The sequence below is a fragment of the Desulfitobacterium sp. genome, from assembly GCF_982384815.1.
Map to the genome: position 1 here is coordinate 26,278 of NZ_CEVWNY010000002.1, position 16,164 is coordinate 42,441.

The window sequence follows — 16,164 nt, forward strand, 5'->3', positions numbered from 1 at the left end:
CCTTTTCCTCCTGCATTAGCCGAAAAACTACATAACTGCTTTCGTTTCCCTATCTTCCGATTATCTTTTCTTACCCGATACAATCTCAAAAGGCCAATTGACAATACCACCTAAATTCTTCACATTGGTATAGCCCAATTTGGTTAAAATTCTCACGGCGGCGGCACTCCTGTTACCACTCCGGCAATAAACCAATATTTCCGCATCTTTATTAGGCAGTTTCTTGGCAGCTTGGACTTTTAAACTGTTCAGGGGCAGCAAAATGCTCCTTGGAATACGCTTTTCCTCATATTCTTCCTTAGTTCTAACGTCCAACAGCACAATGCCTTTCGTCGAATCTAAGCGTTGTTTAGCCTCTTGGGGACTGATTCTTAACTTCTTATCACCGGAATTTTTAACCAGCTTCCAGACCAAGATTAATATCACTAGGACAATTATTGCTAAAGTTGGATCCATAACTCAAGCTCCTTTCTAGATACCCCTATAGGGTATATAGAAATTATAAATCGGCACTCTCTAATTTGTCAATTATAAAAACAGAAGCTCCTCTCAAACTAAACAGTTTTTTACTGTTTAATTTGAGAGGAGCTTTTACTTCACGTACACACAGTTGGCACTCCCATTTTCTAATTAACTCCGGCTTGACAGAGTGAGCGGGTCAACGAGCTTTAAGAACTGCAAGCTACTTTTGAAGCTGAACCAGTTTTTCTTTATACAGTACCCTTTTTCGTATTCCCGGCTCCGGCATCATTATCCTATCTAGTATTGTACTAATCCGTAATTTAAATATTATTTTTTAATAGATAGATATTATAGACATTTTCAGGTTCAGACTTACTGTATAGTCCAATAAAAGCAATTTTCCCAGTTGGGGAGATAGTAGGACTAGAAATATTTTGAAAGTCTGGAGTAACTACCTTTTCTTCTTTTGTAGTAATGTTTAATACCTTTAACCTTTGCGGATAATAATTTTGTTCTGAAAGTTTATCTGTTAAGTATTGAATATATAATAATCTGTCCTTAAGAGGTGGAGTATCTATGAGAAGGGCTCCACTTTCGAAGGATTCATCTACAGTCTTGTTATTTACATTAATAGTATAAAGTTTAGGAATTTTACCAAAGTTTTCACCTAGACTAACAGATGCAAAGTTTCGATTATCTTCAAACCACCATCCGAAACCGTGGGCTTCCACTGGATACTCCCAAATCTTCTTTCCATCTACCGTAACAAATACATATTTAAAAGGGTTTACCCCATTTATCGTATAACAAAGTATTTGTCCATCATTTGACCATTTTGGTTCACCCGGTACTTGTTTTTCCTTTTCACTATAATTGCTTTCGAAAAGTTGAACAGGAGTTGAATATGGAATGGTATCTATAAAAAGACCTTGTTCATTGTCATATGCAATCTTTTTTCCATCAAAGCTTATATCCGCTATATTACTTCCTTCTGGATACTTGATTGTTCCGGTAACTGTAAATGTTTGTAAGTCAATATGCAGGGCTCTGTCGAGTCCTTGAAGAATTAGGTCACCATTGATTAACTTTTTAAGCCGAATAATTTGGTCCATTCCTATAAAAAAACCATCATAAATTAAATGAGGTTTATTATCTTCTTGAATGTTTATGTAGTAAATGCGAGAGGTAAGATTATCTTGATGTGTAGGTGAACGGTCATCTAAGATTATCAACATTGATCTATCATCTATCCATCTAACACTTTGAAGTCTATAATTATCTGCAACTGGAAATGATAATTTCTCAAAATCATATCCTTTAAGGGAAATATCGGAAATTTGGACTTCTGCATTATTATTTTTCTCAAATACGGGGTTTTTCACCCATTCCGCATTTTTCGAACATCCATTAACAAGTAGTGAGACAGTGATGATCGTCAAAAGAACTATCTTTTTCATATGATTAAGTTCCTTTCTTTGATACGAGAAGTAAGCAGCACAGTGGTATGATGGTACTGCTTACTTCATGAACGCAAGTGATAAAATAAATGAATATATTTTTAACCTTTTTGTTAAATGTGCCAAGTCATAAAGCCATATGGAATTCTACATTCAAGTATATCATCTTTACCTGAAGGCATATAAGTACCGGAATCATATGCCTGAAAATGTACATGTCCCATTTTTGTAGACTGTGTCCCCAATTGGGTTGAAGTGCTCACAGTGTCATTTTTACTCAGAGTGGTATTATTTACATGCATGTACGTAATTGATTCAGCCAAGTAATCATCATAAACTTGTACATAACCGTCAAGATCTCCTCCAATAACAGCTGTTAAAACCGGACCATTAGTTGCACTTTTAACTGGTGCACCATTATAATACTTTACGTCTACCCCTTCATGGGTTCCACCCGGAATCCCATCGTAGGAACCATATGGGTCTACAAAGGCACCATCCCATTCGCCATAAAGATAATAAGAGTATGTTCCGTACGCCGGATCAGATGATAAGTTAAAGATATGCTTTGTATATTGCTTAGAAGCACTTACATACCAAGCTATATCACTAGATGTAATAGATACGGCTGGATTAAAATAGTTAACTGCTCCGCCACCATCGGGAATATTTGGATAATTGTTATAACCATAAGGAGGAGTTGCCATCAAAGTACTTGCAGCAAGCATAGAATTTATTGTGCTATCATCTTTATTTGCTATCTCATCAAATGTATAACCTGCTCGACGAAGACCTTCTATTTGCTGCTCAGAAAGATTTAAGTTATTAAATCTTTCTTTTAAACGCTCGGGTATTTTATTCGTGTCATCATCGATAGCGGCCATACCAAAGACTGAGGCATCAACAATTTTGCCATTTTTAAGAGTATCACGAATAGTATCTAGAGTAATATTTGATATTTCCTTTTCAGACAAACCATAAGCTTTTAGAATATTCATTTGATTTTCGGTTAATTTTTTTGAAATATTAGTTTGATTTGCGAAAACCGAATTACTCGAAAACCCCATAATTAAAACTAAGCAAGTTACCAATGCTATTATTTTTTTCATAATATTTCTCCTTATATTTCTCCTTTTCACCAATCTATTATACAACTGAAGGGATTAAAGCAGGCACAAATTCCCTCCTTTTAATGAATCTCCCTTCACAAACATCCCCAGAAGGTGTACCATAAAGACACCTACAATTTGTGTAGGGGCAATGACGCCAACAGATCAATTGCTACTTTGCGGGTATGATTGATTTGATGGCGTCTCTTATTTAAATGGCAAATGCCATCTAAATACTAGGGTTTACTCTATAGCTGCAATAGCGGCTTTATACTATGGAATATAAACCGCTTCAGTATAAGAATAACCGTTTTCATAAGTTGATCCGTTATATGCAGCGTGTTCCGCAAACACCCGGTAATAATACCCGGACGACACACTTAAATTTTGGCCTCCGGACACATATGATGAGGTGGAAGATGTGTAGTCGTAAGATTGAAGATTATACCAATTCCCATTTGATAAATACTGAAGGTGCAGGGTTACTCCGATTTGTAAAACCGGGTAATAAGTTGAAGTATAACCTGAGATAGTAATTTTCCCATTTCCATTGTCTGATAGCTGGCTGCCTCCCCCTGAAATGGTTTGGTAGGTTAGGGGCTGTACTAACTTGCCGACGCTTATGTCGTTAGTAGCACCCTGAGCTGTTAAAGGAATCAAAAGTAATAGCAAGGTTAAAAACACGGGTAATACTCTTTTCACGGATAATTCCTCCTTAAAAGTACTTTCACTCTTAAGACAACCGAAATAAAGCAAAGGTTACAAAAAATGCTATCCGAAAAGTATTTTTTAGAAAAAAATTAGGGGCTTCTCTTAATAAGAGAAAGCCCCTTTACTCTCATGCTAACTGATAGATTCTGCGATTCTTAAGAATTCGTCCGTCGATAATTGCCCCGTTAATCTTAACAAAAGTCCACGTTGATACCAGGTTAAAACGTTGATGCCATTTTTCTGTTGTAATAGAGTCGCCGGTGTTCCATTTATCATAATATCTTTGTTGACCGCATCATCGGTGTCATATAATGAGCCCTGGGAAATTGTTGATATTGTATTTTGCTGGGTTAAAATCAGTAATTGACCCTGAACATCATAATCCATCGTTATTCTCTTAACATCTGAACTAAGGTTGGAAATTGAAATTTTCTTAGTCTTTGTTCCGTGTGGTAGATACTTAGGCTCCGCTATTTTAAAATAAACATTCTTTTGGGCTTCCTCCAAAGTGATCTCTTCCTCAACAAGTGCCCCAAGATTGTTAACTGTGGGAGTTTTCGTTACGGTAGGATTGCTATTAATCGTCTCGGTTTTGTTTTGTGTAGTTTCACCTACTATATGACTGAGCATTTGGAGAAAACGTTCACCGAAAGCATAAGCTTGAACCGGTTTAAATAATGTCACAGAGCTAATGGTTAAAATAAACACCGCCAAAGCAGCTACCAAGGTCTTTGGCATTATCCAGCGTTTCTTTTTCTCCGTTAAAACAATGTTCTTAAACTTAAGCCATTCTTCATCTATAGAAGGAACCGGTATTTGTTCTAATTCCGAAGTTATGCGTTCCTTAATTAACCTATCAAGTTGTTCATCGCTTAATCTCATAGGGCCCCCCCCTTTTCAAGACGTCATCTGTAGATTCTTGTATAGACATAACTTCTTTAAAGTTGCCTCTTGCCCTATACAAACGGATTTTTACATTTGGTACAGTTAACTTCAAAATAGACGCAATCTCTTCTAATGTCAAGTCTAAGTAATATTTTAAAACCAATATTTCGGAATCATGTGCCGATAGAACATTTAGGACTCGTTCTACTTGATCCTTAATTGAATAAGCATGTTCAAAGGATTCTTCTACCAGGAATGTTTTAATATTATCTGTAATAGGAATACCTTTAAAACGGCTTGATGATTTGACCAGATTCTTCGCTTCATTAACAGTTATTGTAGTAACCCAAGCGGAGAACTTAGCTTTATCCTTAAGCTGATTCCATTTTCGATACGCCTGCAAAAAAGCCTGTTGGACTGCATCCTTGCTGAGTTCTTTATCTCTGGTTATCGAATAAGCGATTTGGTATAACTTGCTATAGTACTGTCTGAACAAGATTTCGAATAGTTCCAAGGAATCTAAACTGAAATCCATATATAAATTCCCCCTATAGTAATTTAAAATAATTTAAACTGAAAAACTCACAATAAAAGCCCTTCTCCAAAGCGAAAGAAAGGCTAACAACCTGAATTATAATGGCAACCTGGCAGTCATAGCTAATAGCCTTAGACCCATAGCTTTGCGCCCCCATCTTTCGACGAGTTTACCCTTATCATCTTTTTAGGTATATAATACCATTTTTTTGTCGAGTATATTGTCGAAATTTGGAATACTCATAATTATCTTTAATACTCAGATCAATTTACGAGAATATGGCTGGTTGAGGAGGGATCTACCCGATCCTTAGCATAAGCTAAGACCCGTGCCCGAACCGTTAAACCGTACCACTGATTGTACTCATCCTTAAGATTCTCAGGGAAGTTCTTGGTTAAGGTCTCGGATTCTACCAGCAGTAATAATCCCTTTTCTTTTGCCCGATAAAGTCTTCCAACATCAGCGGTGATGAGGAGATCTGCTTGGGAATCCTTCCCTTCCCGCGCAAGACGCTCGATCAATTCATCAGATTTTCCCTCGATAATATTAACCCTGATCACCGTTTCCTTGGCAAATTGATCAGGAAGCTGCTTGTCCGTTTCATAGTGACGGTCGGAATAAATGTTAACCACTTGATTTTCATCCCCACCTTGCTATGAGCCTGAAGTGGAAGAACTTGCAGAACAACCTGTTAGTACCGCTCCAGCCAATGTCATTACAGCAAGTAAACCTGCAAAGTCGCGCTTTTTTTTCATAAGTAATTTCCCCCCTTCGTAAATATAATAAATTTCTTAGAGAAATTTATTATATTTATTTTGCCGGTTAGCCAACGCTAATCGAGGGGTAAAAAAAACCGCCATTATTTAATGACGGGCTATGAGGGCTTATCTGACAACAACAGTCGTGCAATTGGCATGGGCGATAACTTTATGACTTACGCTGCCAAGAAAAAACCTTGAAACAGCATTTATACCGCGGCTGCCGATGACAATTTCGGTGGCTCCAATTTTAACCGCTTCATCGCATATTGCTTCTGCCGGATCACCGATCAATGTTTTGGCCTCGAAGGCAACACCGGAATCTTTAAATTTGGCAACTGCCTTGGCGATTATTGCTTCTGCCTCCGCGACTAATTCTTTTTCCATTTCAACTGCATCGTAAACCACCCGACTTGAATGGGGGGTTACCGATTCCCGGACATGAACAATCTCAACATCTGCATTATTATTCTTGGCCATGATTAATGCGTACTCGGCTGCTTTCATGGCGTGTTTTGAACCATCAAAGGCGAGCAAAATCTTGTGAAGCATCTACGTCACTCCTTTTTATGTAATTCTCCCTATATTTTACTAAGGAGACTTAGCTTGCGTCAAGCTTTTCGCCTTATCTTAAACCATAACCCTAAGCTTGTCCCCTATTCCTTTAAGGGTTTCCAAATTTTGAGCAATCACTTGTGTTGCTTTTGCTTGTTCCTGGGTAATCGCGCTGCTTCCTTCGACATTATTTTGAACCCTAACCACAGATTCATGGAATCGTTTGAGCATCTCCTCAATATTCTTGGCAGATCTATTGCTCTCGTCCGCTAGCTTGCGCACTTCCTCGGCGACTACTGAGAATCCCCTGCCATGTTCACCTGCCCGCGCAGCCTCAATAGCTGCATTAAGACCTAACAGGTTAGTTTGCTGAGCAACCCGTCGAAGGACATCTAATATTTCCGAGATTCTATTCATCTCCTGGGTGGTTGTTTGGGCAATAGTGGACGATTCCTGACTTGACGCAGCAAGTTCCTCCGAAGAAGCTGCTAGTTCCTCAACGAAAGCGGCAGCCTGTTCTAACCCGGAATACAGCTCAGCTAACACCTGTTCAAAGCGACGAGTCTTTTCCCGCTCCTTATCTCGCTCTCGTTCCTGAGCTTGGGCGATTTTTAACGCCTCATTGATGGTTCTTTTCATAGCCGGTAAACCCGACTCCAGAAGACTCACCAAATACCCCCGCTCTTCAGCTGCCGTGTACCCTCCTTTATCCCCAACAATGCCTTCAACACCATTCTTTTGCAACTGTTCGAGAATCTTTGGTATTTCCTCAAGAGTATTCCATGATCTAATATAGATCACAAGATCACCTAAGTTAAAATCCGAATTGCCTATTTCCAAAAAACCCTTATGGGCTACCACGCCAATTTTAGTCGCTCCATTAACAATCAGCCGCTGAGCCGCTTCTAACATCTCATCGATAGTCATGGTAAGCCCCACTATGGGCTTATCCGTATTTTTTCGCAGTAAGTCAACCATAAGGCCCCTGCTGATAAAAACATCAGTTTCAGGATTACTGCGAATTACCTCTGTACCCCTTTCAAAACTCACAACTTCAATGGGAAAAGACACATTGAGTTCCAGCTTTGCTTGTTCCGCGATTTGCGCCATACCAGGAGTCAGTGCTACGAAAAAGATCGATTCCATAGTTCTAATACCTCCATCACCCTTTTCCCTTTGAATAGGAATATTCTCCTTTTTTCATGCCAAATCCTTCATATTCGAAATGAGTGGTTAGGAAAATATAATTTCTTTGCAACTATTTGATAACTTCTTGTTGGCTTCGCCGGATTAGGACTGCATATCTTCAAATAAAACTTTTATATCACCAATATCGTAATAAGAAATTAGCGAGGACATGAAAAGTACCTTCGTGATCTGGTTGTCGGCCAGGTATTTCTCAAAGACTTCTGAATTAAATGCACCGTATTTGTCTTTAAAGAGTCCCGGACTGATAAAGATGGTTTTGTTAAAGTGTGAGGCAAGGACATCACGATTGATGTTGGAAAATGAATCGGCGAAGATCAAAATGTTATCCAGGTTCTCATTATTCTGTTCAAAGACAATCTCCGCTTCACGGGGGTGATAGAGGCTTGCATAGTGATCAGTTCCTCTATCGGTACTGAATTTTTTCGCCTTGTACAGGTCAAGCCTTCCATATTGCTCTTGCGGCTCGCCATTGTAATAAATCTTCATCTGCGGCAAGTCATAGACAACTTTGGAAATTGTATCTGAGATATCAATACTGTATTCAATCCGTCTTGCCAAATATCCATAAAAGGTAACGTCATTAAAATCCGCGACATCGATTGGTTCTCTTGGTTTAACCGTATCTCCGTAAATCAAACTGATAATTTCCTCGTAACCTTTTTTCCCGCCAATATGGTTCCAATGGTGGTCGGTTAGAAAGTAGGAATCTAAAGCGTTTTCCAAGGAATTGTATTTTGAACAGGCAAAATGATCAAGCTGTGTTTTGAACAAGTCGATATACTCTGCCGAAGTTCCGGTAATATCGAAATAGGACAAATCATTCAAGAATAAGGGCAGGTATACATAGAAATCAACTTGGGGATAGCGTTGTTTGACCATTTTTATTTTATTGATATTGCTTTTTACTGTAGCCAATCGTTCTTCATTAGGGGCTTCCGGTGTTTTAATCAGCCGATTCAATTCTTTTACATAAGAAACCTCGGCATCGGCAAGGGGTACTGAATAGAACCTCTTTTCCGGTTTAGCAGGTTCCGGATCAACCGGGGTGTCCAGCTCTTGCGAATCAGAATTAGTATTTTCAATTGTACCAATGGTTTTATGTGAGCCTTGCAAACTAATTAATTTATCAAAGAGCTGATAATCAATGAAGGAAAGCTTTGTGTTTACCTGTTGAAGCCAATCGATAATCTCGTTTCGTTGGTAAAAATTATCAATATAGGTCGCTTCAATATTTCTTTGAACTTGACCATCTACCCATTTTGGCCAGGTCAAAGGTTCTAAATGAGTTAGATAACGCTGCTCAGTTTCGGAAAAGGTTTCTTTTGATTGCTGAGCAAACACAACGATATTAACGGCTATAGTAATTAATAACAACAGTATTACGTAGATTTTTTTCATGGCGTTCCTTCCTGAGCAAAATGCTACCCACAAGTATGTATTTAGAATTTGAAATAGATAAATGGATTAAAGGAACCGTTGATTAGAGTAAATGTGGCAACCAATAGGAGCAATAGGTGGGTGAGGATAAAGATATAATTATGCTTTGTTTGCTCTAGTTTCATAAAGAGATTGTTGGCTAAAGGGAATGAAAAGGCAATTCCCAAGACGATAAAGGGCAGTTTGCCTACGAAGTTGTAAATGTAACCGCTGCTTAAATCCAAAGCCTTATAATCGATAAATAGTCTTTGGAGGAATACCAGGCAATCTCCCATATTTTCAATTCTGAAAAATACCCAGCCAATCATAATCAGAAGGATCGTATATAGATACCTTAATATGGTTGGGGCCTTAAATTTTATAACTTTAGTGACTAGTTTCTCAATAACAAGTAAAACACCGTAATAAAGACCCCAAATGACGAAGTTCCATGAGCTGCCGTGCCAAAGTCCGGTTAGCATCCATACAAGCAGAATATTAAAGATCCAGCGACCCGGCTTAACTCTGTTCCCACCAAGCGGGATATACACATAGTCCCGAAACCAAGAGCTTAAGGAAATATGCCATCGGCGCCAAAATTCCGTGATTGATTTGGAGATATAAGGGTAATTGAAATTCTCAGGGAATTTAAATCCAAACGCCTTACCCATACCGATAGCCATATCACTATATCCGGAGAAGTCAAAATAAATTTGGAGGGTAAAGGCGATGATGCCTAACCAAGCGATTAAAGTCGGCAGTTCATTAATATTACTTGTAAATACCGATTCGGCAATAACTGCTACATTGTTAGCGATTAGTACTTTTTTGGCTAAACCCCTGATAAATCTATTAATGCCGCTTGTGAAATTATCAAGTGTTACTTGGCGCGCTGTCAGCTCCTGATAAATTGTCTCATAACGGACGATGGGCCCGGCAATGAGTTGAGGGAAAATGGAGACATAGGTTGCCAGGGTTAGAAAACTATGTTGGGCAGGAACTTTTCTCCGATATACATCAATTGTATAGGACATGACTTGAAAGGTGTAAAAACTAATACCGATGGGTAAGGGAATATTTAAGAGGGCAATGTCGGTTCTTAGGATGCTGTTTATTATTGTTATAATAAAATCCGTATATTTGAAGATCCCAATTAAAAGTAAATTAAATACGATGGAAAATATTATATAGAACTTCCCCAAAGATTTCTTCCCATCGTTTAAGCACTTCTCTATTTTGATTGCCTGAAAGTAATTAGTAAATATCGATAAGATCATTAACGCGACGTAAACGGGTTCACCCCAGGCGTAAAAAATCAATGAGAAAACGAGCAATATAAAATTTTTTAATTTGATATTGGTTGTTACAAAATGAAGTAGTAATACCAGTGGCAAAAATCCATAGATAAAACTCAAACTGCTAAATACCATTTGGTGCTCCTTAAGCTATAAGTATTGGATTACTTTTACATACTACAATAATCCCTCAATACTTTAAATAAGAGTTTTTCAAAAATTCATCCTCAACCAATATTTTTTTAAACGGGGATGAAAATCTTCCTTGCTCCTTCCCGAACCACGAAGTGGGTATGTTGATCACTTGGGTGTGCGGAATTCTGATTAGGGGTCGTTTTTGGGGTCGTACTTCCTCAAATTAGACAAATTAATATAATCAGAAATGAGAGTTGCCGTAATAATTCGGGTCTTAACCGTGATTAAAGTCACGCAGAATGATTAGATTAGATGCTATTCTTATATTAACTAATATAATGAATATTCCGAATCTGAGAGGGGCGATTCTGATGCTTCCCGGAAGAGCTTTAACCACAGCGATGGGGATCCTTCCTCATCTTAATCAAGCTCAGGCCATTGATTTAGCCTTAACCGTAGATATACCCTTTTGGCCTCAACTGCCAAAATGGGCTTTTAAGGAAGATATGTATGTTCAGTTTGCGGAACATTTTCCGGGCCTCATTATTGATGTGCCTAACAAACTTTTACGTTTTTCTAATGCTTCCTTTGCGGTCGAACTGGATTCCTATCTAGAGAACAGTTTTAATCCCGATTACTTTGCTCTATCCGAAGAATACTCTAGTACCTTTAGAGAATTTCTTAAGCGGGATCTTTCCAGTTACCCCTTAGTTAGAGGGCAAGTCGTTGGCCCTGTAAGCTTCGGGCTAAAAATCTGTGATGAAGAACTAAAGCCTATGATTTACAATGATTTTGTCCGCGAACTCCTTTATGATTTTTTACAGAAAAAAATCACCTGGCAATATGAGCGATTAGCAGAAGTACATTCTCAACCCTTTGTTTGGTTGGATGAGCCGGGACTGGAGATGATCTTTAATTCCTTCAGCGCCTATACTTCTGAACTGGCGCAAACGGAATTCTATAGATTTCTCGCCGGATTACCCGGCCCTAAAGGGGTACACCTCTGCGGCAATCCCGATTGGTCTTTCTTATTAAAAGCGGGAATCAATATTCTGTCCCTCGATTCTTATAGTTGGGGCCATATTTTTACTCGCTACGTTGATGAAGTTCATGAATTTCTTAAGCAGGGTAATATCATTGCCTATGGAATTACCCCAACCCTTACTTCGGAGCTTGATGAAGAGAGTACCGAAACTATCTATCGCCGACTTCTCGAATCTTGGGAATTCTTAAGTCGCCGCGGAGTAAGTGAAGAACTCATCTTTGACCGTTCCTGGCTAGCTCCGTCACGCTGCTGTCTGATTAATGCAGATGGGGTCGAAAGTGTCGAGCGTTCCTTTAAGATTCTCAAGGATCTATCTCTAAGGATAAGAAATATTTAGTTGTTAAGTACCATCAAAGCTAACTAAATATCATTATCTAGGAATCTAATCCTTTACATGAAAACACCCCTAATCAAGACAAGGGGTGTTTATTTATTAATCTATCAGAAATAAAGACAGTCTGCTGGTACGGGCGCAAAGACACCTCATAGCTTAATTAAGGATTATATAGTCCATACACACTGAGCCAGTGACATCATATAATGCTGTATGCCAATGTTTACCAATGTTATGAACCATATGAAAGGGTGGAGTAAAATGTATAATGGCTATTACTCCTATCGCTATCCCTACCCTCGCAATGCTTGGGTACCAATGAATCCAGGCAACTGGAGTAGAATTCCTCCTTTAAGGGACTACGGACCAAATCCCTTTGTTATAAATATTGAAGAAGCTACGCTGCAAAACAATACCTTCCGTACCGCTTTGTGGACCGGCACCCATTTACAGCTTACCTTAATGAGCATCAATGTGGGGGATAGCATAGGATTGGAAATTCATCCAGATGCAGATCAGTTTATTCGCATTGAACAAGGTCAAGGCCTTGTTCTTATGGGAGACACTAGAGACAATCTTTATTACCGGCAAAGAGTGGGAGATAATTATGCCATATGGATACCGGCAGGTAAGTGGCACAATGTTATAAATACCGGCCATGTACCGCTTAAAGTGTATTCTATCTATGCACCTCCTCAACATCCGCACGGCACTGTTCATCCAACAAAGGCGGATGCTGAGAAACATCACGCATACTAATTAATAATTATAATTCTTACCAATAGTAAAGGTCACTGCAAGGAAAGCCTTCTGCAGTGATCTCTTTTTTTATCTTTCGCCTTACTTCAAGGCTTTCATTATGTTGATACACGCGACACCATCTCCCGCAAAATCGGCCTAAATGTTGCAGGAGACACAAACCGCGAACTAGTATACAAGTACATCTACACACTAAAAGATCTTCGCAATGCTATAGCACATAATGCTGTGATTTTTGATACTCGTTTTAGAAATATCGACCCAACGCCAGCAATGTCAAACCAGTCAGCTTTCTTCTTAGCCCAATCAATCCATTCCTCATCTATATTTTCTGCTGACTCTAAAGCATAAACAAAGGCTTTAATTTTGCAGGCAGTATCATAATCCTGTGCCATATTGGTCAGCGCAATTGTCCGCTCAACTTCTTCGTTATAGAGTTTCCGCCGTTCTTGGCGCAACCTTTCCTCTTCTTGTTGTTTGCGCCTGGCTTCCTCACGCGCTTCCCGGTCAAGGCGAATCACTTCGGATTCTTCATAAAGATCGATTAGCATATCTCCGAGCCTGGATTCGACATTGACCGTATCTGTGTCCCTGAAATATTTACCCTTGCGAATACAAATTCTTAGCTTTCCATTAAAGACATAGATCCCGCATCGAATCTGAATCCAGCGAAAATGCGTACTCAAATAATTTAGATCTCTTGTTCGGCGTTTTCGCTTAATATAAAAAGCAGGTCTTTCTTCATTTCTTCAAACTGAGAAATAATTGTGTTGAGGTTCTTTTCGATATTTTGAACCTAAACACTGGTTATCTTCCCATGCGTATAGGCAATCAGCCGCTCATCGATAATATTGTAACTCCAGCTATCAGAATAACCATCTTCATTTTTAATTGCAAATCCGATTGGTAATAGATCATTTCCCATTCCGATGCTCACAGCCATTCTTTTTACTTTGATAATAATGCCGGTATATACGATAGATTATTGCATGTATAGTCAGCTTCAATATTCTTTCCCCTATGCACCAAGATGGTTTTCATACCGGCATTTTTTCCTCCTTGTATATCTGCTATTGGATTGTCTCCTATCATATAACAAATATTTGGATAATCAGCAATGCGTAAGGCATGTTGAAAAAGTTCTATCCTTGGTTTTTCAAATCCAACATTTGATGAAATAACATAATCACTAAAATATCCTGATAACCCGAGCTTTTCTACTATATCAGGGAGTTCAGGAAAATTATTGGATAAAATATAGTTTTTGTAGCCCATGGTTCTACATTTATCTAAAACTTCTTTAGAATCATCATACAAAACATAGTTTTCAAAATTTAAGATATAATCTTTAAATAATCTGTTTAATTCTTTTCTATCTGCCTTATTTACTCCATTATGATCATAAAAAATATCATAGTTCATAAAGAGTGCTTCCCACCATTTTAATCCAGTGTCTTTTTCATAGGATATCTCAGGCTTATACCAAGAGCAAACTGAATGTAAAAATTCTCTGATGGCCTCGATATCAGCTTTATACTGCAAACTTTCCAGTGAATTTTTTAGTGCACACAAAAATGATTCATTAGGATAAATTAATGTGCCATCAAAGTCCCAAAATAGAACTTTATTCATCATGATGTTTTCCCTCATTTCATAAATTTATTAATACATATATAAATGAGCAAAATTGCTTCCATTCTTTTCAAAAATAAATAGAGACAATCCGCTTCCTTCCGTGGTATAAAATAAGTCTACCACAACAAATCCATCCCACGAAGGAAGTAAAATGTCTCATAAAGCTACCTTACCAAAAAACGAAACCTACGATAATTTTACTCTTAGTCTGCCTTTGATTTATCAAACCTTTTAACGATGCCTATACTATTTAACGATTACTCCATATATTATCAGATAGGGGGGCATCTTCTAACGATAGGGTGCAAAAATGGAAAAAGCACTGCTTAAAACGATGCTTTAATATTCCCCTAGATAGCCGGAAAGCCCAGTATTACTGGGCTTTTTTATATTCTGTAATTGTATCAATTATTGAGTTATGTATTGGTGGAGGCGAGGCGTTACTGCCTGCAAACCTAACTCTAACGAACGTAATTTTCCGTTGGTTAGGACAATACCTGCCAGTACCCTTATCAATCTGTTATCCCCAACATATTCACAATTTATCCCCAAAAAAGCAGAAACCCCGGCTCCGGCTGCCAGGGTTTCTGCTCCAAAGAAAAGAGACTTACGGCTATATCCACAAATAAAGCGGCTCACTACACTATATGTAGTTGACTGGAGATGTGTGACAAGCACCGGGGACTATTTCACCATCTCTTCAAAAGTAATCCCCAGAGCCCAAACAATATGTGCCAATACAGCGATATCTGGACGCCTCTCCCCTGCCTCTATTCGGCATATGCTCCTCACTGAAAGCTCTGTCTGCTGTGTCAGCTCCTCAACGGATAAATCAATCTATTCACGGCGTATGGCTATGTTTTTAGACAAACGACCGTTCATTTTTTTCGTTGACATATTTTCAGCTCAAACATATACTGTAAGTGACAGTTCCTACACGATGTTACAGCAGCTTAGCCGAACGCATACCAATGTAGGGCTTTTGTTTCTTCAAAAAACATGGTGCATTTAGGCTATAAGTTTTAACAGCCTGGCATACTATATAATAGGAGAAACATTTAGAAAGGTAGATTATTATGGCAACGAGTAGCATTTATAAAGAAGTCCGAATCAAAGGTAAAGCCTTAGGCCGTAATTTTGTTAAGGCTTTGGAGAATGCTGAAAATATGCCTGCAAAAGAGGTCACTTTATCAAAACGTGTCCAAGAATTAAAAGGTGAGAGCATTAAAAAAATGTTCAGTAAAACAGAGGAAGACTAAATGGGATATTATCAAGTAAATCTTAGGGATATGGTCGCAGAAATCGGAGAGGACGAAACAAAACGCATCCTCTCTTCTTATTTATGCCCTCAAAATGCAGATATCGAATATTTTTTAAAGGATAAAGCTATTGAATTTGCAAAGCAGGGAATTGCAGCAACACATTTGGTCTTTACTCATTTAAAAGAAGAACCCGTACTTGTGGGGTATTTCGCCCTAACAAATAAATCAATTTATATCCCAAAGAAATCTCTAAACTCAACATACCAGAAGAAAATAAAGCGATTTGGAATGACTCATGACTCAGGCTACATAATCCCTACTTTACTCGTTGCCCAACTCGGTAAAAATTTCGCTAATGACTGCAAAGACCTGATTTCCGGCGATGAACTATTGAAGATGGCACTAGATAAAATCCAGCAAATACAATTTGATAGTGGTGGAAAGTTTGTTTATTTAGAATGCGAGGATGTTGCTAAGTTAATTAACTTCTACACATCCCATGGATTTTTCAAAATCGGAAACCGGTTTTTAGATCGCGGTGAAAAAGGAATTGAAACTGCTGAATACTATGTGCAAATGCTCAAATATCGAAAATAAAAAAT

19 protein-coding genes and 1 riboswitch are annotated in these 16,164 nt (G+C 38.4%); of the genes, 4 read left to right on the forward strand and 15 right to left on the reverse strand.

Annotated elements, in window-relative coordinates; all coding sequences use genetic code 11:
* Nucleotides 1-60: 60 nt before the first annotated feature.
* The 11 genes from AC1U9U_RS00705 to AC1U9U_RS00755 all read right to left on the reverse strand — a co-directional run bounded on the left by AC1U9U_RS00705 (nt 61) and on the right by AC1U9U_RS00755 (nt 10,131).
* Nucleotides 61-456: a rhodanese-like domain-containing protein gene (locus AC1U9U_RS00705; RefSeq protein WP_479958627.1), complete on the reverse strand. Its 396-nt coding sequence runs from the start codon at nt 454-456 to the stop codon at nt 61-63.
* Nucleotides 457-782: 326 nt separating this feature from the next.
* Complete coding sequence (locus AC1U9U_RS00710) at nt 783-1,919, reverse strand: hypothetical protein (RefSeq protein WP_479958628.1); 1,137 nt, start codon at nt 1,917-1,919, stop codon at nt 783-785.
* 113 nt (nt 1,920-2,032) lie between these two features.
* The gene (locus tag AC1U9U_RS00715; protein WP_479958629.1) at nt 2,033-3,028 is read right to left on the reverse strand and encodes a M23 family metallopeptidase; all 996 of its coding nucleotides are present in this window, start codon (nt 3,026-3,028) and stop codon (nt 2,033-2,035) included.
* A 273-nt stretch (nt 3,029-3,301) separates the two neighbouring features.
* Nucleotides 3,302-3,730 (reverse strand): hypothetical protein, encoded by a 429-nt coding sequence (locus tag AC1U9U_RS00720; RefSeq protein WP_479958630.1) that lies wholly within the window; start codon nt 3,728-3,730, stop codon nt 3,302-3,304.
* A gap of 141 nt (nt 3,731-3,871) precedes the next feature.
* Complete coding sequence (locus AC1U9U_RS00725) at nt 3,872-4,621, reverse strand: DUF4367 domain-containing protein (RefSeq protein ID WP_479958631.1); 750 nt, start codon at nt 4,619-4,621, stop codon at nt 3,872-3,874.
* On the reverse strand, nt 4,605-5,159 hold the full coding sequence (locus tag AC1U9U_RS00730) for an RNA polymerase sigma factor (protein WP_479958632.1): 555 nt from the start codon (nt 5,157-5,159) through the stop codon (nt 4,605-4,607). Before AC1U9U_RS00730 ends, AC1U9U_RS00725 begins: the two co-directional genes overlap by 17 nt.
* A 100-nt stretch (nt 5,160-5,259) precedes the next feature.
* A riboswitch (cyclic di-GMP riboswitch) is annotated at nt 5,260-5,343 on the reverse strand.
* A 79-nt stretch (nt 5,344-5,422) separates the two neighbouring features.
* A complete protein-coding gene (locus tag AC1U9U_RS00735; protein WP_479958633.1) occupies nt 5,423-5,791 on the reverse strand; it encodes a type 2 periplasmic-binding domain-containing protein in 369 nt (122 codons plus the stop codon).
* A gap of 252 nt (nt 5,792-6,043) precedes the next feature.
* Nucleotides 6,044-6,469 (reverse strand): universal stress protein, encoded by a 426-nt coding sequence (locus AC1U9U_RS00740; protein WP_479958634.1) that lies wholly within the window; start codon nt 6,467-6,469, stop codon nt 6,044-6,046.
* A gap of 78 nt (nt 6,470-6,547) precedes the next feature.
* Nucleotides 6,548-7,618, reverse strand: coding sequence for a PrpR N-terminal domain-containing protein (locus tag AC1U9U_RS00745; protein WP_479958635.1), 1,071 nt, complete (start codon nt 7,616-7,618; stop codon nt 6,548-6,550).
* Between the two features lie 144 nt (nt 7,619-7,762).
* Nucleotides 7,763-9,079 carry a hypothetical protein gene (locus AC1U9U_RS00750; protein ID WP_479958636.1) on the reverse strand — a complete coding sequence of 439 codons (1,317 nt, stop codon included), beginning with the start codon at nt 9,077-9,079 and terminating at the stop codon, nt 7,763-7,765.
* 41 nt (nt 9,080-9,120) lie between these two features.
* A complete protein-coding gene (locus AC1U9U_RS00755; protein WP_479958637.1) occupies nt 9,121-10,131 on the reverse strand; it encodes an MBOAT family O-acyltransferase in 1,011 nt (336 codons plus the stop codon).
* Nucleotides 10,132-10,898: 767 nt separating this feature from the next.
* On the opposite strand from AC1U9U_RS00755, the gene AC1U9U_RS00760 reads away from it, so the two are divergent.
* A complete protein-coding gene (locus AC1U9U_RS00760) occupies nt 10,899-11,909 on the forward strand; it encodes a uroporphyrinogen decarboxylase/cobalamine-independent methonine synthase family protein (RefSeq protein ID WP_479958638.1) in 1,011 nt (336 codons plus the stop codon).
* A gap of 216 nt (nt 11,910-12,125) precedes the next feature.
* On the forward strand, nt 12,126-12,665 hold the full coding sequence (locus tag AC1U9U_RS00765) for a cupin domain-containing protein (protein WP_479958639.1): 540 nt from the start codon (nt 12,126-12,128) through the stop codon (nt 12,663-12,665).
* 185 nt (nt 12,666-12,850) lie between these two features.
* On the opposite strand, the gene AC1U9U_RS00770 is transcribed toward AC1U9U_RS00765, so the two are convergent.
* The 4 genes from AC1U9U_RS00770 to AC1U9U_RS00785 form a co-directional block, all read right to left on the reverse strand.
* Nucleotides 12,851-13,351: a hypothetical protein gene (locus AC1U9U_RS00770; protein WP_479958640.1), complete on the reverse strand. Its 501-nt coding sequence runs from the start codon at nt 13,349-13,351 to the stop codon at nt 12,851-12,853.
* A gap of 110 nt (nt 13,352-13,461) precedes the next feature.
* Nucleotides 13,462-13,602 carry a hypothetical protein gene (locus tag AC1U9U_RS00775; protein ID WP_479958641.1) on the reverse strand — a complete coding sequence of 47 codons (141 nt, stop codon included), beginning with the start codon at nt 13,600-13,602 and terminating at the stop codon, nt 13,462-13,464.
* Nucleotides 13,603-13,613: 11 nt separating this feature from the next.
* Complete coding sequence (locus tag AC1U9U_RS00780; protein WP_479958642.1) at nt 13,614-14,300, reverse strand: HAD family hydrolase; 687 nt, start codon at nt 14,298-14,300, stop codon at nt 13,614-13,616.
* 408 nt (nt 14,301-14,708) lie between these two features.
* A complete protein-coding gene (locus AC1U9U_RS00785; protein ID WP_479958643.1) occupies nt 14,709-14,939 on the reverse strand; it encodes a hypothetical protein in 231 nt (76 codons plus the stop codon).
* Nucleotides 14,940-15,376: 437 nt separating this feature from the next.
* Between AC1U9U_RS00785 and AC1U9U_RS00790 the strand changes: the two genes are divergently transcribed.
* Nucleotides 15,377-15,559 (forward strand): hypothetical protein, encoded by a 183-nt coding sequence (locus AC1U9U_RS00790; RefSeq protein WP_479958644.1) that lies wholly within the window; start codon nt 15,377-15,379, stop codon nt 15,557-15,559.
* A gap of 30 nt (nt 15,560-15,589) precedes the next feature.
* Nucleotides 15,590-16,159, forward strand: a complete 570-nt coding sequence (locus AC1U9U_RS00795; RefSeq protein WP_479958645.1) for a GNAT family N-acetyltransferase — start codon at nt 15,590-15,592, stop codon at nt 16,157-16,159.
* Nucleotides 16,160-16,164 lie beyond the last annotated feature (5 nt).